This is a genomic window from Streptomyces sp. NPDC038280 (assembly GCF_055600045.1).
Map to the genome: position 1 here is coordinate 241,062 of NZ_JBVJYZ010000008.1, position 21,133 is coordinate 262,194.

Sequence of the window (21,133 nt, forward strand, 5' to 3'; positions counted from 1 at the left end):
CCGCCCGCCGGGCTCACGGGGCACCCGGCGGGACGAACGGCAGTCCCGCGGGCGGACCCTGTTCGATGAGCCGCATCAGCGCGTCGGTGTCGGCGTGCTCCTCGATCAGATCGCCGAGCCGGTCCAGCTGCTCCTCGCGCAGTGCGCCGAAGCTGGTGTCGGGCGACGGGACGAAGCGGCGGCCCGCCGCGGCCGCGACCCGCCGCAGGAACGCCCGCCGGAACCCGTCGCTCTCCAGCGACCCGTGCCAGTGCGTCCCCCACACCGAGCCGACCCGGCAGCCGTCCAGGAACGGCTCCCCGCCCCGTACGTCGGCGACGCCGTGGTGGATCTCGTACCCCTCGACCCGCTCCCCGAGGGCCTCGCCCACGGGCCGCGCGAGGGTCTTCTCGGGCGCGAACCGCACCCGTACCGGCAGCAGCCCGAGCCCCTCGACCGCCCCGGCCTTCGACTCGACGTCGTCCTCGATGTGCTCGGACAGCGCCTGGAACCCGCCGCAGATGCCGAGGACCGGCCGGCCATCCGCCGCGCGCCGCGCCAGGGCGTCCGCGAGCCCGCGCTCGCGCAGCCACGCCAGGGCCTTCACGGTGCCCCGGGTGCCGGGGACGACCACGAGGTCCGCGTCGACGAGCTCCTCGGGCCGGTCCACGAACCGCACCACCACGCCGGGTTCGGCGGCGAGCGCGTCCACGTCCGTGAAGTTGGACATCAGGGGCACGGCACAGACCGCCACCCGCAGCACGTCCTCACCGACCGGCGGCGCGACGACGGACTCCCGTACGGCGCCCCGCAGGGACACCCGCAGCCCGTCCTCCTCGTCGATGCCGAGCCCGTGCGCGTAGGGCAGCACACCGAACGTCCGCCGTCCGGTGAGCCCGTGGAGCATCTCCAGGCCCGGCTCCAGCAGCGTCACGTCGCCGCGGAACTTGTTGACGAGATAGCCCGCGATCAGTTCCTGGTCCTCGGGCGCGAGCAGCGCCGTCGTCCCGAAGAACTGCGCGAAGACCCCGCCCCGGTCGATGTCCCCGACCACGACGACGGGAAAGCGGGCGGCCCGCGCGATCCCCATGTTCACGATGTCCGTACGCCGCAGATTGATCTCCGCCGGACTGCCGGCCCCCTCGCAGATCACGGCGTCATACGTGCCCCGCAGCTCCTCCAGGCACGCCACCACGGGCTCGAAGAGCTGCCGCTGTCTTCCCCCGTGGTAGCCGCGAGCGCTCAACTCGCCCACCGGCTTGCCCATGAGGACGACCTGGCTGGAGCGGTCGCTGCCCGGCTTGAGCAGTACCGGGTTCATCAGCGCGGTCGGCTCCACCCGGGCGGCCTGCGCCTGCATGGCCTGGGCGCGCCCGATCTCGGCGCCCCCGCGGGTCACGAAGGAGTTGAGGGACATGTTCTGCCCCTTGAAGGGGGCGACCTTCACGCCCTTGCGGACCAGCCAGCGGCAGATACCCGCCGTGACGACACTCTTGCCCGCGTCGGAGGTGGTCCCCGCCACCATCAGTCCGCCACTCACGCACGCCTCCCCTTGATGGACCCGGCGGCCAGCCGTCCGGCCACACACACCGCGAGGGTCAGCGCGCTCACCCGGCGCGACAGCCGCACCGCGCGTTCGATGTCCGCGACCCCGACGTCGCGGCCCCCGCCGTTCAGTACGGGCCGGTGCTCGACCCGTCCGCCGTACGAGAGGGTGCCGCCGAGCCGTACGCCCAGAGCGCCCGCGAAGGACGCCTCCACCGGCCCCGCGTTGGGGCTCGGGTGCTTGGCCGCGTCGGCCCGCCAGGCGCGCCGCGCGCCGCGCGGGTTCCCGCCCGCGAGCGTCGCCAGGGCGGCGGTCAGCCGGGCCCCGGGCCAGCCGGCCACGTCGTCGAGGCGGGCCGACGCCCAGCCGAACCGGCGGTAGCGGGGGGACTTGTGCCCCACCATCGCGTCCAGGGTGTTCACGGCACGGAAGCCCACCAGGCCCGGCACGCCCCCGAGCGCGCCCCACACCAGCGCCCCCACCACGGCGTCGGACGTGTTCTCGGCGACGGACTCCACGACCGCGCGGGCGATCCCCGGGCCGTCCAGTGTCTGCGGGTCGCGGCCACACAGATGAGGCAGGCGCTCGCGGGCCACGTCGATGTCCCCGGCGGCCAGAGCCCCGCCGATGGCGCGTGCCTCACGCCCCAGGGACGTACCGCCGACGACGGACCAGACGGACGCGGCGGTCAGGGCGACGGAGGCGGCGCGACGGCCGCGGACGGCGCGGGTGGCGAGGGCGGCGGCCGCCACGGCGCCTCCGGCGCACACGGCGGTGTGCGCGGCGCCCCAGCCCCGATGGTCGCGCCACAACACGCCCTCGACGGCGCCGGCTGCCCTGCCGAACGCGGCGACGGGGTGCCCGCGGCGGGGATCGCCGAGAACCAGATCGGCCACCAGACCGGCGGTGGCGCCGTACGCGAAGACAGCTGTGGCTGTATTACGGCCAGGCATGGCGCAATGTCCTCACTCAGGGTCCGCGCCCTGGCTCGACGTGACCGGCGGTGAGAGTTCCTGACTCCCGAGCTCGCGCTCGGTCACAGTGGCGGGACCGCGCCGGATTCGCACCGGACTTCCTCTACTGCCGCCGTAAACGGCCTCGGCAGTCCACCACGCTGCCCGAACGCCCGTCAACTCACCGTTGACCTGCGGCAGCACACTGTGCGCAGGCCCACAGCCCCCTGGAGCGGGCCCCGGAAAAAACGACGGCCGGGAGGCCCTCACCCGAAGGTGGGAGCCGCCCGGCCGCGAGCCGTGCGGAAGGTCAGACGACGATCAGATAGATGCCGTACGCCACGGCCGCCGCGCACAGGGCGAAGCAGGCGTAGGCGCCGGTGCGGGCCATGGTGGCCGACCCACCCTGAGCGGCGGCGGACTCCTGCTTGGAGAGGCCGACGATGCCGAGGGTGAAGAGGCCCACCAGGGCGACGGTGGCCACGAGGCTGACACCGAAGACGGTGCCGAGAGCTGCCCAGTCGATCTTCATGCTGAGGTCCTTGGTTCCTTACACCGTGGCCGGACGCGCCGGGTCGGCGGCGGCCGGGGGCGGGGTCGGGATGGTCGTCTTCAGGTCGGTGCCCGCCAGGGTGGCGGCGACGCCGGCCGGCGGCGGGGAGACGGCCGCGATGGCGGTGGTCACGACGCCCGCGGGCTCCGCGATCTCGTCGTCGGTGACGTTGTGGTGGTCGATCGGCTTGCGGCGCGACAGCGTCCAGATGACACCGGAACCGGCGATCAACAGGGCGGCGGTGGCGGCGACGCCCCAGGAGCCCTGACCGGTCAGGAACTCGGCGGTGGCGGCCACCAGACCGGCGGCCGGCAGGGTCAGACCCCAGGCGACGAACATCCGGGTCGCGGTCGACCAGCGGACCACGCCGCCCTTGCGACCGAGGCCCGCGCCCATCACGGCGCCGGAGCAGGACTGGGTGGTGGAGAGCGAGAAGCCCAGGTGCGAGGAGGCCAGGATGACCGTGGCGGCGCTGGTCTGGGCGGCGAAGCCCTGCGGCGGCCGGAGGTCGGTGAGGCCCTTGCCCATGGTGCGGATGATGCGCCAGCCACCGAGGTACGTGCCCATCGCGATCGCCAGACCGGCGGCGACGATGACCCACATCGGAGGGTTGGAGCCGGGGGCGAGGACGCCGCCGGTCACCAGGGCCAGGGTGATGACACCCATGGTCTTCTGGGCGTCGTTGGTGCCGTGCGCCAGGGAGACGAGACCGGCGGAGGCGATCTGGCCGGCCCGGTAGCCCTTGGCGGTGGACTTCTCGTCCGTACGGCTGCCGATCCTGTACGTCAGCCTGGTGGCGAGCATCGCGGCGAGACCGGCGACGATCGGCGCGGCGACGGCGGGGAGCAGAACCTTGGTGACCACGACGCTGCCGTTGACCGACGACCAGCCGGCCGACATCACCGCGGCGCCGATGAGGCCGCCGAAGAGCGCGTGGGACGAGCTGGACGGCAGGCCGAGCAGCCAGGTCAGCAGGTTCCAGAGGATGGCGCCGACGAGCGCCGCGAAGATCACTTCTGTCTTGATGCCGGACTCGTTGATGATCCCGCCGGAGATCGTCTTGGCGACCTCCACGGACAGGAACGCGCCGACGAGGTTGAGCACGGCGGACATGGCCACCGCCGTCTTGGGCTTGAGGGCACCGGTCGAGATGGTCGTCGCCATCGCGTTGGCGGTGTCGTGGAAACCGTTCGTGAAATCGAACACGAGAGCTGTCACGACCACAATCGCGAGCAGCAGCGTGATGTGTTCCATTTACCCAGGCAATCGTTCGACGTCAGTGGCTCGATGAACGTAGGCAACCTGAGTGAACGGAAGATGAACTGGGAGGGGCATGGTGGTGACCCCATAGGGGGTCTCTCGCTCCGCTTGTCGAAGTGACCGGCGGTAGGTCCCGTGGATACGGGACAGTACGAGGCATTGCCTCCTCTTCGCTCACTCTTCGGACGGTCTGCCCGACGCATCAGAAGAGATCCTGATCACGTGGCGGCCGTCTTCGCCACCCGGCTGGCACGATCGCCGTATGGAACGTGAGATCGAGCGGGCGTGGCGCGACCTGGTGGACACGGCCCGCAGAACGGTGGCGGACGGCCTGGTCGTCGGTACCTCGGGCAATGTCTCCGTACGGGTGGGGGACCGCGTCCTCGTCACCCCCAGCGGGGTCCCCTACGACCGGCTGACCCGCGAGGACGCCGTCGCCGTCGATCTCGACGGCACCCGCGTCCTCGGCGAGCTGACCCCCACCAGCGAGCTGCCGATGCATCTGGAGATCTACCGCGCCACCTCCGCCGGAGCCGTGGTGCACACCCACGCCGTGCACGCCACGGCGGTCTCCACGCTCGTGAGCGAACTGCCGCCGGTCCATTACATGACCGGCGCCCTCGGCGGGCCCGTCCGCGTGGCGCCGTACGCGCTCTACGGGACGCGGGAGCTGGCGGCGAACACGCTCCGCGCCCTGGACGGCCGCACCGGCTGCCTCCTGCGGAACCACGGAACCCTCACGTACGGGGACACCCTCGACGAGGCCTACGACCGCACCGCGCAGCTGGAGTGGATGTGCCGCCTCTGGCTCGCCGCGAGCTCCGTACCGGGCCTCAGCCCGTCCCTGCTCTCCGACGACGAACTGCGCGAGGCGGGCGAGAAGCTCCAGCGCTACGGCCAGCCGCGCCCGACGGGCTGACCGGGCCGCGACGACGGGGCCGGGTGGGCCGCTGCCGCACGCGCCGTGCCGCTGCTCGGCCGGCCGGCCGGCGGGGCGGGGTTCGACCGCCGGCACGCCAGCGGAGGCTCTTGACCGCCCGCCGACCGGCCGCCGCCCCCGGCGCCGGCGCCGTGCCGACGTTCCGCGAACGCTCCCCGGCGGGGCGGGCCTCGGCCCGTGGCCGGCGGGGCCGGAGCAGCCCAGGTGGGCGGCGTCGCAGGGGGCCGCCCACTGGCACCCGGTCCCGCCCGCGTCGACACTGGGACAGTGCGCCCGGCTAAAGCGACGGCAGCGGCCGTCACCACACTGATCGGTGTCGGCGCGGCCGCGATCGCGGCCGGTCGGTACGCCTCCGACGCCGCCCTGAGGGCGCGGCCCGGCAGACCCCTGCCGGGAGACCCCCGGCTCACCGTCCACGACACCGCCCCCGGCCGGATCACCCTGACCCGCAGCCTCGCCGCCCTGCGTCCGGGAACGTACGGCCTCGCGGGCGACGGCGTGCACGCCGTCGTCGGCCCGGTCCTCGACACGGCGGCGCACACCGCGGACACCGTCGTGCGCCGGCTCGAGCGCGTCGAGCACGGCACCCTCCTCACCGGCACGCACGTCCGGCTCACCCCGGAAGTCCACAGCGGCACCCCGGCCACGGCGGCCGGTGTCGACTACGAGGACCTGGAGGTGCCCGGCGAGCTGGGCGCCCTGCCCGCGTGGTTCGTCCCCGGCGCCCGCTCCACCTGGGTCATCACCGTGCACGGCCTGGGCACCACCCCCCGTCATCCGCTGAACCTGCTGCCGTGCCTCAACGGTCTGCGGTTCCCGGTGCTCGACCTCGCCTACCGCGGAGACGCCGGCGCACCGCGTCCCACGGACGGACTCGGCCACCTCGGCGACTCCGAATGGCGCGACGTGGACGCCGCGATCCGGCACGCCGTCCGCCTCGGCGCCGAGCGCGTCGTCCTGCACGGCTGGTCCACCGGCGCGTCCATGGCCCTGCACGCCGCCGCCAACTCAGGTCTGCGCGACCGGATCAGCGGTCTCGTACTGGACTCGCCCGTTCTGGACTGGGAGACGACCCTGCGAGCCCTCGCCGCGGCCCGCCGCGTCCCGGCCGTGCTGCTGCCGCTCGCCGTCCGGGCCGCCCAGGGGCGCACCGGTCTGCACGGCGGCCGCCTCCGGGAAGCGGCCGACCCGGACGCGCTGCGCGTACCCACGCTCGTCTTCCACGGACCCGACGACACCCTGGCCCCCTGGCAGCCCTCCCGCGACCTCGCCGCCCGCCGCCCCGGGCTCGTCTCCCTGCACACCGTCAGGAACGCCCCGCACGCCGCGATGTGGAACGCCGACCCCGCCCGCTACGAAGAGGCGCTGCGCCGCTTTCTCACCCCCCTCATGTGACCCCCGCACACCCGCCGAGCAGCGCCGCCCGTGCGTCCCCGGGCCGCCCGCGACAGCGGCGATGCGCATTCCGTTTGGGCTTTCGGGCCGACAGCGGGAAGACTGCCCCCGTGACGTCTCGAAAGCCTGATGAGCAACTGGCGCGCAACTCCAGACTCCGACTCGTCCGTCCGCGGCCCCTCACCACGGCCCGACGGGCCGTGACGACCCGGCGTACCCGTCCGGCGTCGCGGCCGCCCGAGGGCACCCCGCCCCCGGCGGAGCTCGCCCGCCAGGCGCGGGCCGTCCTCGCCGACGCCGTCCGCATCGCCCGGTGGGCCGCCGTCGAGCGCGGCCAGGACGCCGCCCCGGCCAGGGAACGCGTCGCGGCCGCCCTGGACCTGACGCCGGACCAGGTACGGGCGGGATGGGACCGCGCCCGGCTCGCCGGACTCGTCGAACTGCACGGCGGCACGGCGCGCCCCGGCTGGCGGCTGCACGCCTGGGACCGTGACGACACCGCCGTACTGCGCGGCTGGGTCGCGCTGTTCGACGCGTGGTCACTCGTCCACCCGGCGCCCGACGACGTTCCGGCGGCCGCCGTCGCCGAGGTCGTCGAAGCCGTCCCCCAGATGCTCTCCCTCCTCCAGCTCTCGGCCGGGCCGGTGCTCGTGCCGGCCCTCCTCGACCTGCTCCAGCAGCGCGTCGCCGAACTGCGCGAGGAACGCTGCGAGGTCCCCTACGGCCCCCAGCTGCCCGACGCGGCGCAGCCACCGGCCGGGGCCGGCGCCCCCCTTCCGCTCTCCCCGCTCCTCGAGTGGGCGCTCGAGGGCCTCGCCGCGGTCGGCGCCCTGACCCTCGGCGACGGGCAGGCCACCCTCACCCCCCTCGGCAACTGGGCGGTCTGGGTCAAGCTGGAGCAGATCTGCGTCGCCGCGCAGAGCCCCGCCGGCCATATCGAGCAGTCCGCCGAGGACATGCTGCGCGGCTGTGCCCGTCTCACCCCCGGTCCGGCACGCGCCGAATACCGGGCCTGGCTCGCCGCCCGCACGCTGGGCAGCGCCATCTCCGAACTCCTCGCCGTCGCCCGGGGCGAGGACGCCCTGCTGCGCGGCCTCGCGTTCGAGGCCCTGCGGGTCGTCGGCGCCCCCGCCGAGGCCGAGGTCCGTGCGTGCGCGCAGGAGCCCTCGCTGCGCCCCTACGCGCTGCTCTGGCTCGCCGAGTACGAGGGCGCGGACCCCGACGAGGCGCCCGATGTCCTCAGCCGCGAGGAAGCGACCTGGCTCTGGGTGGACACCGCGGCGGCCGTCGCCGACCACGGTGAGAGCGCCCTGCTGGTCCGCCACCTCGACTCGGCGGTGCAGGGGACCGTCCCCGCCCTCCTCGACGAAGTCCGTGCCGTGGGCCATCCCCGTACCGTGCAGGTGCTGGTGGCCCTGGCGGCCGCGCACCCGGACCCGGCCCTGGCCAAGGCGGTTCGCAGAGCGGCCTTCCAGGTGCACACCGGGGGCGCGTGACGGGTCTACTCCGAGGCGCCGGGGGTGTACGTCCCGAAGCTCCAGATGTTCCCCTCGGCGTCCCGGGCCATGTAGTCCCGCGAGCCGTAGTCCTGGTCCGTGGGCGGCATCACGATCTCCACGCCGTGTTCCACGGCCCGCGCGTGATGCGCGTCCACGTCGTCGACATGGACGAAGACCCCCGTCGGCCCGGCGTTCACCATCAACTTGTCGAACTCCGTGCCCGTGCCCTTGCTGCCGAGCATCACCATGCCGTTCCCGTACGACAGCTCGGCGTGCATCACTCTGCCGTCCTCGCCCTCGTACACCGCGGTATCCGTGAAGCCGAAGGCCTCCGTGAGCTGCTTGATGGCCGCCTTGGCGTCGTCGTACGTCAGGGTCGGACAGATGTGCGGTGCCTCTGCCACCTCGATCACTCCATCTCACTCGTACGCAGAATGTGACCTGGGTCTCAGTCTGGCACCCGGCACTGACAACCCCCGGCAGCGCGCGTGTCTCCGGGGCTCGGTCCGCTCGCCGTCACCCGTGCCCGCGCCTCGTCAGCGGAAGGTGTCGCACCGCGCCATGTCGCCCGTGCTGTAACCGTTGTAGAACCACTGCTGACGCTGCTGGGCCGAGCCGTGCGTCCAGCTCTCCGGCGTCACCCGCCCCTGGAACTTCTCCTGGATCCGGTCGTCGCCCACCGCCGCTGCCGCGTCCAGGCCCTCCTGGATGTCCGCGTCCGTCAGCCGCGTCAGCAGCGGCCGTCCCGTCTTGTCGTCCGGGGTCGTCGTCGCGTGGCGCGCCCACACCCCCGCGTAGCAGTCCGCCTGCAGCTCCACCCGCACGGCGTTGCTGTTCGCTCCCTGCCGCCCGTCCTGCGCCCGCTCCAGCGTGCCCATGAGGTGCTGCACATGATGGCCGTACTCGTGCGCCACCACATACGCCTGCGCGAACGGGCCGCCCGACGAACCGAAGGTCGTCCGCAGATCGTTGAAGAACCCCAGATCGAGGTAGACCTGCCGGTCACCGGGGCAGTAGAACGGCCCCACAGCCGAGGTCGCCGATCCGCAGGCGGTGCCGACCCGGCCGGTGAACATCACCGTCCGCGCGTCCGCGTACCGGCCGCCCCGGCGCGCGTACTCCGCCCGCCAGTAGTCCTGCACGCTGTTGACGACCGCGACGGTCCGGCAGTCGTCCCGGGCGTTGGCGTCCGCCCCGGTCCGGCAGGTCCGGCCGACCTCGGCCGCGGACGACGCGGTCGGCACGGGGTCGTTGTCACCGGACGAGAGTCCCAGCTGCTCCGGCCCCACACCGAAGAGCAGCCCGAGGATCAGCGCGATGAAGCCGACGATGCCGCCGCCGACGGTGGCCCTGCCACCCGGAATGCGGCTGCCCCGGACGTCCTGGACCTCGGACGTGTCCAGGTCGGCGTCGTCGTCGAACTGCATGGGGACACCACCCTCTGCGTCGTCGCCGCGGCAGGGGCCGCCGCCCTGCGCCGAGTATCGATCACCCGGATCCGTACTGCCCCTTTTGTTCGTCACACGTGACCTCGGTCGCATGGCCGAAAAGCAGTTGCACAGGCCCGTTAGACTGGGCCGTATGGCCATTCTCCTTGTGCATTAGGCGGCGTCGAAGCCCCTGCGCCCCGTCGTCCTTCCGCCGTCCATACCGCCCTGGAGTCTGTCCGTGATCACCGCTTCCGGCATCGAGCTGCGCGCCGGCGCCCGCATCCTCATCGAATCCGCGTCCTTCCGCATCGCCAAGGGCGACCGCATCGGCCTCGTCGGCCGCAACGGCGCGGGAAAGACCACCCTCACCAAGTGCCTGGCCGGCGAGGGCCTCCCCGCCGGTGGCACCATCAGCCGCTCCGGCGAGGTCGGCTATCTGCCGCAGGACCCCCGCACCGGCGACCTCGACATCCTCGCCCGCGACCGTGTCCTCTCCGCCCGCGGCCTCGACGAGACGCTCCGCAGGATGCGTGAGAACGAGGACCGCATGGCGAACGGCAAGGGCGCCACCCGCGAGCGGGCGATGAAGAAGTACGAGCGCCTGGAGACCGAGTTCCTCACCAAGGGCGGGTACGCCGCCGAGGCCGAGGCCGCCACGATCGCCGCCGCCCTGGGCCTGCCCGACCGGGTCCTCGGCCAGCCGCTGCACACCCTCTCCGGTGGTCAGCGCCGCCGCGTCGAGCTCGCCCGGATCCTCTTCTCGGACGCCGACACCCTGCTCCTCGACGAGCCCACCAACCACCTCGACGCCGACTCCATCGTCTGGCTGCGGGACTACCTCAAGTCCTACCGCGGTGGCTTCATCGTGATCTCCCACGACGTCGACCTGGTCGAGACCGTCGTGAACAAGGTCTTCTACCTGGACGCGAACCGCTCGCAGATCGACGTCTACAACATGGGCTGGAAGCTCTACCAGCAGCAGCGCGAGGCCGACGAGAAGCGCCGCAAGCGCGAGCGCCAGAACGCCGAGAAGAAGGCCGCGGCCCTCAACTCTCAGGCCGACAAGATGCGCGCCAAGGCCACCAAGACGGTCGCCGCGCAGAACATGGCCAAGCGCGCCGAGCGCCTGCTGTCCGGCCTGGAGGCCGTCCGGGTCTCCGACAAGGTCGCCAAGCTGCGCTTCCCGGAGCCCGCGCCCTGCGGCAAGACCCCGCTGACCGCGGAGGGTCTGTCCAAGTCCTACGGCTCACTCGAAATCTTCACCGATGTGGACCTCGCGATCGACAAGGGCTCCCGGGTCGTCATCCTGGGCCTCAACGGCGCGGGCAAGACGACGCTGCTGCGGCTGCTCGCCGGCGCCGAGAAGCCCGACACGGGCGAGGTGACCGCGGGCCACGGCCTCAAGCTCGGCTACTACGCGCAGGAGCACGAGACGCTCGACCCGGACCGCACGGTCCTGGAGAACATGCGCTCCTCCGCGCCCGACCTCGACCTCGTCGAGGTGCGCAAGACGCTCGGCTCCTTCCTCTTCTCCGGCGACGACGTCGACAAGCCCGCCGGGGTGCTCTCCGGTGGCGAGAAGACCCGTCTGGCGCTGGCGACCCTGGTCGTCTCCTCGGCGAACGTGCTGCTCCTGGACGAGCCGACGAACAACCTCGACCCGGCCAGCCGTGAGGAGATCCTCGGGGCGCTGCGCACCTACAAGGGCGCGGTCGTCCTCGTCACGCACGACGAGGGCGCCGTCGACGCGCTGGAGCCGGAGCGGATCATCCTGCTGCCGGACGGCGTCGAGGACCTATGGGGCCCGGACTACAAGGATCTCGTCGCGCTCGCCTGACCCGCCCGCTCGGCCCGTCCCGCCTGCCCGCAGCCTCCGGCGTCCCCTCACGGGGCGCCGGAACGGGCTCCGAGTCGGCGTGCGGCTCCCGTGATCATCTCCATATGGATCATTCGGCTCATGGGTGATCCATCATCTGAGTGAGTGTGTCTCGTACCGCGGCGTGGCGCCGGGCGGATCCCGTCCACCCGGCCCTACGCCGCGTCGTCGTACATGGCCCTCTCCCCGCGCGCCGCTGACCTGCCCATTCATGCCGAAGCCCGCGCGGGCGGTCATGGGCAGGGCGACGGAATCATGCATTCCGCTCGTGACGACGGTCTGTCGCCCCTCAAACCTCCCCGCACGGACCTTGTCGAATGGGTGGCCAGGAAGCCCGCTAGGGGTGATCATGAGAGTCCAGAGCGCACTTCCCATGAGGAGGCACGGGTGGCCGAGACTCTGAAGAAGGGCAGCCGGGTGACCGGCGCCGCGCGCGACAAGCTCGCGGCAGACCTGAAGAAGAAGTACGACTCCGGTGCGAGCATCCGGGCGCTGGCCGAGGAAACCGGCCGCTCCTACGGATTCGTCCACCGGATGCTCAGCGAGTCCGGAGTGACGCTGCGGGGACGCGGCGGAGCGACCCGAGGCAAGAAGGCCGCCACGGCCTGACGCCCGGGGCGTCCGGAAACCTCCGGGGTCCTCTCGGATCCCGGCGATCTCCAGGGCGCGGCTCGTTCCGGGCGTGGCTCGTTCGGCCCCACCGGTATTCGGCGTGGCCACCCGGTCGGTCGTGCGGTCGACCGGGTGGTTACTGTGCAGTCACTTAACTGTGCTGCACCGGAACCGGAGGAGCCCCATGACCTCGCTCGACTCTGTGCTCGTTGTGTTCGACAAGGACGGCGTACGGCTCACCGTCGAGGACGCCGTTGCCACGGTGACTTTGACCAATCCGGCCAAGCGCAACGCTCAGTCTCCCGCTCTGTGGCGGGCGTTGGCGGAGGCCGGACGGTCGCTGCCGGGCAGCGTGCGGGTCGTGGTGCTGCGGGGCGAGGGCAAGTCCTTCTCCGCGGGGCTCGACCGCCAGGCGTTCACGCCCGAGGGCTTCGACGGCGAGCCGTCCTTCCTGGACCTCGCGCGCGGTTCCGACGCCGACCTCGACGCCGTGATCGCCGAGTACCAGGAGGCGTTCACCTGGTGGCGCCGCAACGACATCGTGTCGATCGCGGCCGTCCAGGGACACGCCATCGGCGCCGGCTTCCAGCTTGCCCTTGCCTGTGACCTGCGGGTCGTGGCACAGGACGTGCAGTTCGCCATGCGCGAGACGAGCCTCGGCCTGGTCCCCGACCTCACCGGTACGCACCCGCTGGTCGGTCTGGTCGGGTACGCCCGCGCCCTGGAGATCTGCGCCACGGGCCGGTTCGTCCACGCCGACGAGGCCGAGCGTGTGGGCCTGGCCAACCTCGTGGTGCCCGTCGAGGAACTCGACGGCGCCGTACGCGACTTGAGCGCCGCCCTGCTGGCCGCCCCGCGCGACGCGGTCATCGAGACGAAGGCGCTCCTGCGTGGTGCGTCCGACCGCACCTACGAGGACCAGCGCACCGCCGAACGCGCCGCCCAGGCCCGCCGCCTGCGCGACCTCGCCGGCCTGGCCGACTAGCGGCCCCCGCGAGCGCCCCGGCACCACCCGCCGCCTCACTGACGCACCTCGGTGACCAGCACGGTCACTGGCAGTGGGGCGGCCAGAACCATGCCGACCGCCGTGCGGACCGTTCGGGCCACGTTCAGGGCCCGGTGGTCCGCGAAGGTCGCCAGCTCGACCCGGACGTGGTCCTCGGCCGTGTGGACCGAGGAGCCGAGCGACGTCGTCAGCGCGGCGACGCCCTCCACCTCCAGCGCGGCCCGGGCGGCCTGCCCGGACGGCGCGACGGAGGGCGTGGCCGCCCCGCCCCGTCGCCCGACCGGCGGAGCGCCGCCGGCGGAATCCCGGACAGGGCCCGATGCCGTGCCGGGCACCGTCTCCACCAGGTCCGTCACCCGGAGATCCACCCGGGTGACGACCAGGCCGAGCCGTTCGTCGGCGGCCCTGAAGAGCGCGGACCGCAGCTCCTCGGCGAGGACGGGCAGCGCCGTGTCCACCGAGGCGTCGAAATCCGCCTCGATCCTCAGAGCGCCGGCCGCGATGGCGCCCGGAGGAGGCGGGAAGTCGGCCGTGCCGGCCGCGCCGGGGTCCGCGAGGTCCACCCGGACCGTGCCGGGCGACACGCCCCGTACCTCCGACGCCGCGCGCCGCAGGACGTCCCCGGCCGCCCGCTCCGCCAGCCATGTCCCGTCCATCGGGTCGCCCAGCGGAAGCAGCCGGCCGATGCTCAGCCGGCTTCGTACCGCCGCGGCCCATCCGTCACCGGTCGTCATTCCTCCAGCCTGCCGCATCTCCGGCGCGAGACGGGGCAAGCGCACCTAATGTGGGCAGAAGAGTACAAACCTGCCCGGAAGGGACGAGGCGATGACCGACAGCTCACAGGCCAGGCAACCGGCCGCCGACGACGCCAGGAAGGCGTCCGTGACCAAGCGGGGTGGCGGCGACCCGGCTTCCCGCGGTCGCACCACCATCGCGGACGGGGTGGTCGAGAAGATCGCCGGTCTCGCCGCCCGCGACGCCGTCGGCGTCCACGCGATGGGCAGCGGGCTCTCCCGCACGTTCGGCGCCGTACGCGACCGCGTGCCGGGCGGCACCAAGTCCAACGTCACCCGAGGGGTGAAGGCCGAGGTCGGCGATGTGCAGACCGCTCTCGACCTCGAGATCGTCGTCGAGTACGGCGTCTCGATCGCCGACGTCGCCCGCGAGGTGCGGGAGAACGTCGTCGCGGCCGTCGAGCGGATGACCGGGCTGGAGGTCGTCGAGGTCAATATCGCCGTGAGCGATGTGAAGCTCCCCGACGAAGAGGACGAGGAGCCCGAGTCCCGGATTCAGTAGGCGGTACGAAGGGACAGAGATGAGCATGGCGGTGGTCGGCCTGGTGGCCGGAATGGCCCTCGGCTTCGCCGGATTCTTCGGCGGCTTCGGGGCGTTTGTGCTGGTCGCGGCGTTGGGTGCGATCGGCTTCGTGACCGGCAGGTTCCTCGACGGCGACCTCGAACCCGGAGACCTGTTCCGGGGTCGCGAGCGCGGCGAGCGGCGGCGGTGACCCGGGGTGCCGGCGGAGCGGGTCGGGGCCGCCGACCGTGGAGAGACCACGATCGCCGACCGGGTCGTGGCGAAGATCGCATCGCAGGCAGCGCGTGAGGCGCTGGTCGAAGTGCCGGAGGACGGCGCCGCGCCTCGCGCCTCCGTGGTCGTCCAGCGCGACATGGCACGTGTGAGGGTGACCCTCGAACTGGACTACCCCTCCGACATCGGCCGTCAGTGCGGCACCGTGCGTCGGCATGTCACCGAGCGGGTAAGGGCGTTGGCGGGGATGGAGGTGCCGGAGGTGGCGGTCCAGGTGGAGCGTCTGCACTCCGCGCACACACGCCACGAGGACCGGGAGAGGCTCCGATGACCCACCCGCCCGGAGGCCCGAGCGGCCCGCCCGCCGGCACCCCGGCGGATCTGGACCAGTCCGGGTCCGCCGCGAGCTACGAGCCGGTGCCCGTACTGGACGAGGGCGAAGAAGCCCCGGCCCGGCGCTTCTGGTCCGCGCGCCGGATCCCGGCCGGTCTCGCGGCGGCGGCCGTGCTGGCGGGCACGGGACTGCTCCTCTACGACATCGCTTCCGTACGTGCGAACCGCTCGGCCATGCAATGGCGCCGCTCCCTCGCCGACGAACTCTCCGACCGCCCGCTGGAGAACCCCTGGGTTCTGGTCGGAGCCGGCCTCGCCGTGGCGCTCGGCCTCTGGCTGATCGTGCTCGCCCTCACCCCCGGGCTCCGGGCGGTCCTGCCGATGCGGCGCGGCCGGGCGGGCGTCCGCGCGGGGCTCGACCGCGACGCGGCGGCGCTGGCCCTGCGGGACCGGGCGATGGAGGTCTCGGGCGTCCAGTCGGTACGGGTGAGGATGCGGAGGACCAGGGTGGGGGTGCGGGCGGTCTCCCACTTCCGTGAACTCGACGACGTACGCGCCGATCTGGACGAGGTGCTCGCCACCGGCATCCGGGAGCTCGGCCTGGCCCGGCCGCCGGCGCTCACGGTGCACGTGGGCCGTCCGGCGCGAAAGCGATGAGGGGGTGACGACGATGGTCCGCAGTGTCCTGCAGGCGGTCAATCGTGTCCTGCTCGGCCTGGCAGGTCTGGCGCTCCTGCTGGTGGGCGGCGGCGTGCTCGCGGCGGGGCTCGACCTCGACGTCCCGTCGTGGTGGCCGTGGTACGGCCCGCGTGACGTCCTGCTCAGCGACGCCGACCGAGCCCGGTGGCGGGACGAGGGCTGGTGGTGTCCGGTGGTCATCGCGGTGCTCGCGGTACTGGTGATCCTCGCTCTGTGGTGGCTCCTGGCCCAGTTCCGGCGTGCCCGGCTGGCCGAGGTACTCGTCGACAGCGGTGACGGCGAAGGGGCGTTGCTGCGGGGTCGGGCGCTCGAGGGCGTACTGGAGCGGGAGGCCGAGTCCCTGGACGGCGTCGCCCGCGCCCATGTCCTGCTGACGGGCCGCCGCACCGAGCCGAGGACCCGGGTCGCCCTGCTGCTGGAGCCCTACGCGGCCCCGCGGGACGCGCTGACCCGGCTGACGGACGAGGCGGTGGCCCACGCGAGGGACTCCGCGGGGCTGGCGGAGCTGCCGATGGAGGCCCGCCTCAGAGCGGTTCGTCACGGCGCCCAGCGGGTGACCTGACGGAGGCCCGCCTCAGAGCGGTCCGCCAACGGCGCCCAGCGGGTGACCTGGCGGAGGTCCGTCTCAGAGCGGTCCGCCAACGGCGCCCAGCGGGTGACCTGGCGGAGGTCCGTCTCAGAGCGGTCCGCGAACGGCGCCCAGCGGGTCACCTGACGGAGGCCGGCCGCGCTCGCGCCGTCACGGCCGGACCCGGACCCGGACCCGGACCTGGCATCGCGCCCCGGGTCAGAAGCCGTGCCTCGCCCCGCCGTCCACCGGCAGCATGATGCCGGTCAGGTAGGACGCCGCCGGAGACAGCAGGAACGCCGCCGTGTTGCCGAACTCCTCGGGAGTGCCGTACCGGCGCAGCGGGATCCGCGACTCGTTGGCCGTACGGGACGCTTCCGCGTCGCCCGACAGGGCGTCCAGCTGACGCACCCGGTCCGTGTCGATCCGGGCCGGCAGCAGGCCGACGACCCGGACGCCCCGGGGGCCCAGCTCGTCGGCGAGGGACTTCGCGAAGCCGGCGAGCCCCGGGCGCAGACCGTTGGAGATGGTGAGACCGGGAATGGGTTCATGGACCGAGCCCGACAGGACGAAGCCGATCACGCCGCCCTCGCCGAGCGCCGCGGCCGCCGTGCGTGCCATCCGTACCGCGCCCAGGAAGACGGACTCGAACGCCGACTGCCACTGCTCGTCGGTGTTGTCCGCCGCGAAGCCCGGCGCCGGGCCACCCACGCTGATCAGGATGCCGTCGAAGCGGCCGAACTCGGCACGGGCCCGGGCGATCACGCGGTCCGCCGAGCGCGGGTCGGCGTTGTCCGCCACGACGCCCACCGCGTTCGGCCCCAGCTCCTGTGCCGCCGCGGTGACCGACTTCTCGTCGCGCCCGGTGACGACGACCTTCGCGCCGTCGGCGGTCAGAGCCCGCGCGGAGGCGCGGCCGAGCCCACGGGTGGCTCCGGTGACGACGTACACACGGTCCTTCAGTCCAAGATCCATGGGCCTATCCTGCCGGGTCGGCCCCGGCGAGCGCGAGGGCGGTGCCCACCAGCCCGATGTGGCTGAACGCCTGTGGGAAGTTGCCCAGCTGCCGCCCCGACACCGGGTCGTACTCCTCCGCGAGCAGCCCCACGTCGCTGCGCAGTTCGAGCAGCCGCTCGAACACCTCACGCGCCTCGTCCGGCCGCCCCATCAGCAGGAGCGCGTCCGCCAGCCAGAAGGTGCAGGCCAGGAAGGACCCCTCGTGCCCGGGCAACCCGTCCACCGCCACGCCCTCGGTGGAGTAGCGGCGTACGAGACCGCCGTGGCCCAGCTCCTCGCGGACCGCCTCCACCGTGCCCACCACGCGCGGGTCGTCCGGCGGCAGGAACCCGACCCGGGGGATCAGCAGGGTCGCCGCGTCCAGCTGCCGCGAGCCGTACGACTGCGTGAACGTGTTGCGCACGGGGTCGTAGGCCTTCTCGCACACGTCCCGGTGCACCTCTTCGCGCATCGCGCGCCACCGCCCCACGTCGCCCTTGAGCGCGGGGTTCGACTCCAGCGTGCGGACGGCGCGGTCCGCGGCGACCCAGGCCATGACCTTGGAGTGCGTGAAGTGGCGGCGCGGCCCCCGCACTTCCCAGAGCCCCTCGTCCGGCTCGCGCCAGTGCGTCTCGAGGAAGCCGAGCAGACTGAGCTGGAGGTTCCAGGCGTGCGACTCGCCCATCAGCCCGGCCTCGCGCGCCTGGAAAAGCGAGTCCATGACCTCGCCGTACACGTCGAGCTGGAGCTGGTTCACCGCGGCGTTGCCGATGCGCACGGGCACCGAGCCGCCGTAGCCGCGCAGCCAGGGCAGCACCGTCTCCGGCAGCCGCCGTTCGCCGCCCGGTCCGTACATGATCTGCAGGTCGGCGGGGTTGCCGGCGACGGCCCGCAGCAGCCAGTTCCGCCAGGCCTGGGCCTCGTCGAGGTATCCGGCCGACAGCAGCGCGCCGAGGGTGAGGGTGGAGTCGCGGAGCCAGCAGTAGCGGTAGTCCCAGTTCCGCACCCCGCCGAGCTCCTCCGGCAGGGAGGTGGTCGCCGCGGCGACGATCCCGCCCGTCGGGGCGTAGGTGAGCGCCTTGAGGGTGATCAGGGAACGGATGACGGCTTCCCGGTAGGGCCCCTCGTACCGGCAGCGCGCCGCCCACTCCTTCCAGTCGGCGAGGGAGTGTTCCAGCGCCTCGTGCGGATCGATGAGGGCGGGGCGCGGCTCGTGCGAGGGGTGCCAGGTCAGGACGAAGGCCACCTTCTCGCCGGCGCCCACCGTGAACGACGAGCAGGTGCTGTACTGCTGACCCCAGGTCTTGACGGCCGGTTCGCTGCGCAGCCATACGGAGTCGGGGCCGGCGATGGCCACCCGGTGACCGTCCGACCGTCGCACCCACGGCACGATCGAGCCGTAGTCGAAGCGCAGCCGCAGGACGGAGCTCATCTCCACCTCGCCGCTGATGCCCTCCACGATCCGCATCACATCGGGGGCCTTGTCGCGCTGGGGCATGAAGTCGACGACCTTGACCGTGCCCGTGCGGGTCTCCCAGAACGACTCAAGGACGAGCGAGTCCTCCACATAGCCGCGGCGGGTGCAGGTGGTCGCGTCCTTGGGGGCGAGCCGCCAGTGGCCGTTGTTCTCGTCACCGAGGAGCGCGGCGAAGCAGGCCGCCGAGTCGAAGCGCGGCAGACAGAGCCAGTCGATCGACCCGTTCCGGCCGACCAGTGCGGCGGTCTGCAGATCCCCGATGAGTGCGTAGTCCTCGATGCGTTGCGTCACGCTCTGGCGTGTTCCCGCCCCGGGCAGCGCCTAAGCAGGGACGGGTGTGGCCTGCGTCGCGTCCTTCGCGGCCTGGGCGGCCCGGTCCTGCTTCTCGCGGCGTACCAGGATCACCCAGCCCACCGGCACGCCGGCGGCGAACAGCCACCACTGGACGGCATAGGCCATGTGCGGGCCGATGGAGTCGTGGTCCGGCTCGGGGATCTGCTCGGGGGTGCCGCCGGACGGCAGGGGAGCGGTCTGCTCGATGTACCCGCCGAGGACCTGGCGCCCCAGGGTCCGGGCCTGCTGCTCGCTGCTGATCAGCATGATCTGGCGGGGCGGCAGGCCCTTGAGGTCCTTGATGCCGCTGGTGCCGGTCGTCTCGTCGGCCTTGAGGCGGCCGGTGACGGTGACGGTGCCCCGGGGAGCGGGCGGCACCTCGGGAAAGGCCTTCTGGTCGGGGGCGGCGGGGATCCAGCCGCGGTTGACCAGGACGGCCCGGCCGTCCTTGAGGATCAGCGGGGTCAGTACGTGCATGCCGACCTTGTCGTCCGCCGAGGTGCGGCGGCGCACCACCACTTCGTGCGCGGTGTCGTACGTGCCGGTGGCGCTGACCTGGCGCCAGTAGTCGGCGCGGGGGACGGTGTGACCGGGAGAGGTGAGAGAGGCGACCGGGACGGGCGCGGCGCGCAGGTTCCGCGCGATCAGGGAGTTCTGCGCGACCCGGTTCTCGTGCCGGTGGAACTGCCAGAAGCCCAGCTCGATCATCGTGGGGATGAGGACGAGAGCGATGAGGGTGAGGATCACCCACTGCCGGGACAACAGGAAGCGGTACACCCCATGACCGTACAACTCGGGCCATGGGGTGTTGTCAGGGGGGTTCGGTCGCGCGCCCGCGGCGGGGTGCGGCCGGACCGGCTCAGACCTTGTCGACGATGCCCGCCTTTCCCTCCGCGCGGGCGCAGTGACCGCCGCAGAACCACTGGCCGTCGACCTCGACTCCCTGGCCGATGATCTGGACCCGACAGTGCTCGCAGATGGGCGCCATGCGGTGAATGGCGCACGAGAAGCAGTCGAAGACGTGCACCGCGCCCTGCGCGTGCACTTCGAAGGACATCCCGTAATCGTTTCCGCAGACCTCGCAACGTGCCATGCGCCACAGGGTGCGGCCCGTGGGTGGGGAAGGGTGGGCGGCACGCCCGGTCCGTCACCCGTCTGCAGGGGCGACGTCCCGCAGCAGCTGGGTGAAGGCGGCCTCGTCGACGACCGGTGTGCCGAACGTCTTCGCCTTGACCGTCTTCGAGGTGGCCGAGTCGGGGTCGTTGGTGACCAGCAGGCTCGTCAGCCGCGAGACGCTGGTGGCCACATGGAGGCCCGCTTCGACGGCCCGGTCCTCCAGCAGCTCGCGGTCGATGGAGGTGTCACCCGAAAAGGCCACCCTCATGCCCTGTTTGAGCGGTTTGTCTGATTCATACCGTCCGGGGTTCGGATACGGACAGGCCGGTCGCTTCCGCGACGGCCGCCATCCGTTCCGGTACGACGCCTGGTACCCGATGCGCGGGGTGGCCGGGGCCGACACCCACTCGGTGAGCGGCCGGCACTCGAGGAGCGGCAGCCGCACCCCTCGCTCGGCCGCCGTGTGCAGACTCGGCCGGAACGCCTCGGCCAGCACCCGCGCGTCGTCCAGGGCGTGGTGCGCCCGCTGCTGCACCACCCCGAAGTGCGCGGCCAGCGACTCCAGCTTGTGGTTGGGCAGCGGAAGCGCCAGCTCCTTGGAGAGGGCGATGGTGCACAGCCGCTGCCGGGTGGGCGCGGTCCGCTCCGCGCGCGCGTACTCCCGGGCGATCATCGACCAGTCGAACATCGCGTTGTGCGCGACCAGTACGCGGCCTTCGAGGCGGTCCGAGAACTCGGCGGCGATGTCCGGGAAGAGCGGCGCGCCCTCCAGGACGTCACTGGTCAGCCCATGGATCCACACCGGCCCCGGATCCCGCTCGGGATTGACCAGCGTGTACCAGTGGTCCTCGACGTTGCCCTGGGCGTCGAGGCGGTAGACGGCAGCGGACACTATCCGGTCGTCGCGAGCGAGTCCGGTGGTCTCCACGTCGACGACCGCGTACCCCTGGGGGTACGCGGTCGGCCACGTCGCTGTCGTGAGGTCGTCGAGCATGGTCACAGAGAATACGGGCCCCCACTGACAGTGCCGCC

23 protein-coding genes and 1 riboswitch are annotated in these 21,133 nt (G+C 72.7%); of the genes, 11 read left to right on the forward strand and 12 right to left on the reverse strand.

Annotated features, from left to right (window positions below; genetic code table 11):
- Positions 1-13: 13 nt before the first annotated feature.
- The 4 genes from ACZ7J0_RS18980 to ACZ7J0_RS18995 all read right to left on the reverse strand — a co-directional run bounded on the left by ACZ7J0_RS18980 (position 14) and on the right by ACZ7J0_RS18995 (position 4,285).
- Positions 14-1,504: a cobyric acid synthase gene (locus tag ACZ7J0_RS18980; protein ID WP_470888870.1), complete on the reverse strand. Its 1,491-nt coding sequence runs from the start codon at positions 1,502-1,504 to the stop codon at positions 14-16.
- 11 nt (positions 1,505-1,515) lie between these two features.
- Positions 1,516-2,478: a cobalamin biosynthesis protein gene (locus tag ACZ7J0_RS18985; RefSeq protein WP_470888726.1), complete on the reverse strand. Its 963-nt coding sequence runs from the start codon at positions 2,476-2,478 to the stop codon at positions 1,516-1,518.
- A 35-nt stretch (positions 2,479-2,513) separates the two neighbouring features.
- Positions 2,514-2,651: riboswitch (cobalamin riboswitch) on the reverse strand.
- Positions 2,652-2,788: 137 nt separating this feature from the next.
- Entirely contained in the window at positions 2,789-3,010 is a 222-nt protein-coding gene (locus ACZ7J0_RS18990) for a hypothetical protein (protein WP_469117915.1), read from the reverse strand.
- Between the two features lie 18 nt (positions 3,011-3,028).
- Positions 3,029-4,285 (reverse strand): inorganic phosphate transporter, encoded by a 1,257-nt coding sequence (locus ACZ7J0_RS18995; protein WP_470888728.1) that lies wholly within the window; start codon positions 4,283-4,285, stop codon positions 3,029-3,031.
- A 268-nt stretch (positions 4,286-4,553) separates the two neighbouring features.
- Between ACZ7J0_RS18995 and ACZ7J0_RS19000 the strand changes: the two genes are divergently transcribed.
- The 3 genes from ACZ7J0_RS19000 (at position 4,554) to ACZ7J0_RS19010 (ending at position 8,122) form a co-directional block, all read left to right on the forward strand.
- On the forward strand, positions 4,554-5,210 hold the full coding sequence (locus ACZ7J0_RS19000) for a class II aldolase/adducin family protein (protein WP_470888730.1): 657 nt from the start codon (positions 4,554-4,556) through the stop codon (positions 5,208-5,210).
- Positions 5,211-5,498: 288 nt separating this feature from the next.
- Positions 5,499-6,626 (forward strand): alpha/beta hydrolase, encoded by a 1,128-nt coding sequence (locus ACZ7J0_RS19005; protein WP_470888732.1) that lies wholly within the window; start codon positions 5,499-5,501, stop codon positions 6,624-6,626.
- A 110-nt stretch (positions 6,627-6,736) separates the two neighbouring features.
- Positions 6,737-8,122, forward strand: coding sequence for a hypothetical protein (locus tag ACZ7J0_RS19010; RefSeq protein WP_470888734.1), 1,386 nt, complete (start codon positions 6,737-6,739; stop codon positions 8,120-8,122).
- A 5-nt stretch (positions 8,123-8,127) separates the two neighbouring features.
- Here the strand turns inward: ACZ7J0_RS19010 and ACZ7J0_RS19015 are convergent, their stop codons facing one another.
- Together ACZ7J0_RS19015 and ypfJ are read right to left on the reverse strand one after the other, a co-directional pair.
- The gene (locus ACZ7J0_RS19015; RefSeq protein ID WP_470888736.1) at positions 8,128-8,529 is read right to left on the reverse strand and encodes a VOC family protein; all 402 of its coding nucleotides are present in this window, start codon (positions 8,527-8,529) and stop codon (positions 8,128-8,130) included.
- 132 nt (positions 8,530-8,661) lie between these two features.
- A complete protein-coding gene (ypfJ, locus tag ACZ7J0_RS19020; protein WP_470888738.1) occupies positions 8,662-9,552 on the reverse strand; it encodes a KPN_02809 family neutral zinc metallopeptidase in 891 nt (296 codons plus the stop codon).
- 241 nt (positions 9,553-9,793) lie between these two features.
- Here ypfJ and ACZ7J0_RS19025 point away from each other — a divergent pair, with 241 nt between their 5' ends.
- The 3 genes from ACZ7J0_RS19025 (at position 9,794) to ACZ7J0_RS19035 (ending at position 13,028) form a co-directional block, all read left to right on the forward strand.
- Complete coding sequence (locus tag ACZ7J0_RS19025) at positions 9,794-11,392, forward strand: ABC-F family ATP-binding cassette domain-containing protein (protein ID WP_470888740.1); 1,599 nt, start codon at positions 9,794-9,796, stop codon at positions 11,390-11,392.
- Positions 11,393-11,818: 426 nt separating this feature from the next.
- Complete coding sequence (locus tag ACZ7J0_RS19030) at positions 11,819-12,040, forward strand: helix-turn-helix domain-containing protein (RefSeq protein WP_018518904.1); 222 nt, start codon at positions 11,819-11,821, stop codon at positions 12,038-12,040.
- A 187-nt stretch (positions 12,041-12,227) separates the two neighbouring features.
- On the forward strand, positions 12,228-13,028 hold the full coding sequence (locus tag ACZ7J0_RS19035; RefSeq protein ID WP_470888742.1) for an enoyl-CoA hydratase/isomerase family protein: 801 nt from the start codon (positions 12,228-12,230) through the stop codon (positions 13,026-13,028).
- Positions 13,029-13,063: 35 nt separating this feature from the next.
- Here the strand turns inward: ACZ7J0_RS19035 and ACZ7J0_RS19040 are convergent, their stop codons facing one another.
- Positions 13,064-13,783, reverse strand: a complete 720-nt coding sequence (locus tag ACZ7J0_RS19040; protein WP_470888744.1) for a hypothetical protein — start codon at positions 13,781-13,783, stop codon at positions 13,064-13,066.
- Positions 13,784-13,874: 91 nt separating this feature from the next.
- On the opposite strand from ACZ7J0_RS19040, the gene ACZ7J0_RS19045 reads away from it, so the two are divergent.
- Genes ACZ7J0_RS19045 through amaP form a run of 5 tightly spaced genes read left to right on the forward strand, consistent with a single transcriptional unit; the run spans position 13,875 to position 16,173 of the window.
- On the forward strand, positions 13,875-14,345 hold the full coding sequence (locus tag ACZ7J0_RS19045) for an Asp23/Gls24 family envelope stress response protein (protein ID WP_470888746.1): 471 nt from the start codon (positions 13,875-13,877) through the stop codon (positions 14,343-14,345).
- Positions 14,346-14,364: 19 nt separating this feature from the next.
- On the forward strand, positions 14,365-14,556 hold the full coding sequence (locus ACZ7J0_RS19050) for a hypothetical protein (RefSeq protein WP_470888748.1): 192 nt from the start codon (positions 14,365-14,367) through the stop codon (positions 14,554-14,556).
- A 6-nt stretch (positions 14,557-14,562) separates the two neighbouring features.
- On the forward strand, positions 14,563-14,910 hold the full coding sequence (locus tag ACZ7J0_RS19055) for an Asp23/Gls24 family envelope stress response protein (RefSeq protein ID WP_470888750.1): 348 nt from the start codon (positions 14,563-14,565) through the stop codon (positions 14,908-14,910).
- A complete protein-coding gene (locus tag ACZ7J0_RS19060; RefSeq protein WP_470888752.1) occupies positions 14,907-15,569 on the forward strand; it encodes a DUF6286 domain-containing protein in 663 nt (220 codons plus the stop codon). Before ACZ7J0_RS19055 ends, ACZ7J0_RS19060 begins: the two co-directional genes overlap by 4 nt.
- Before the next feature lie 13 nt (positions 15,570-15,582).
- Positions 15,583-16,173, forward strand: a complete 591-nt coding sequence (gene amaP / locus ACZ7J0_RS19065; RefSeq protein ID WP_470888754.1) for an alkaline shock response membrane anchor protein AmaP — start codon at positions 15,583-15,585, stop codon at positions 16,171-16,173.
- A gap of 225 nt (positions 16,174-16,398) precedes the next feature.
- Here amaP and ACZ7J0_RS19070 read toward each other — a convergent pair whose 3' ends face one another.
- From ACZ7J0_RS19070 to ACZ7J0_RS19090, 5 genes are all read right to left on the reverse strand, one after another.
- A complete protein-coding gene (locus ACZ7J0_RS19070; RefSeq protein ID WP_470888756.1) occupies positions 16,399-17,154 on the reverse strand; it encodes an SDR family oxidoreductase in 756 nt (251 codons plus the stop codon).
- 4 nt (positions 17,155-17,158) lie between these two features.
- Positions 17,159-18,943 carry a glycoside hydrolase family 15 protein gene (locus tag ACZ7J0_RS19075; protein ID WP_470888758.1) on the reverse strand — a complete coding sequence of 595 codons (1,785 nt, stop codon included), beginning with the start codon at positions 18,941-18,943 and terminating at the stop codon, positions 17,159-17,161.
- A gap of 30 nt (positions 18,944-18,973) precedes the next feature.
- Positions 18,974-19,762 (reverse strand): SURF1 family cytochrome oxidase biogenesis protein, encoded by a 789-nt coding sequence (locus ACZ7J0_RS19080; RefSeq protein ID WP_470888760.1) that lies wholly within the window; start codon positions 19,760-19,762, stop codon positions 18,974-18,976.
- Positions 19,763-19,844: 82 nt separating this feature from the next.
- A complete protein-coding gene (locus ACZ7J0_RS19085) occupies positions 19,845-20,078 on the reverse strand; it encodes a hypothetical protein (RefSeq protein WP_468714801.1) in 234 nt (77 codons plus the stop codon).
- Positions 20,079-20,132: 54 nt separating this feature from the next.
- Positions 20,133-21,101, reverse strand: coding sequence for a DEDDh family exonuclease (locus ACZ7J0_RS19090; protein WP_470888762.1), 969 nt, complete (start codon positions 21,099-21,101; stop codon positions 20,133-20,135).
- Positions 21,102-21,133: the final 32 nt, after the last annotated feature.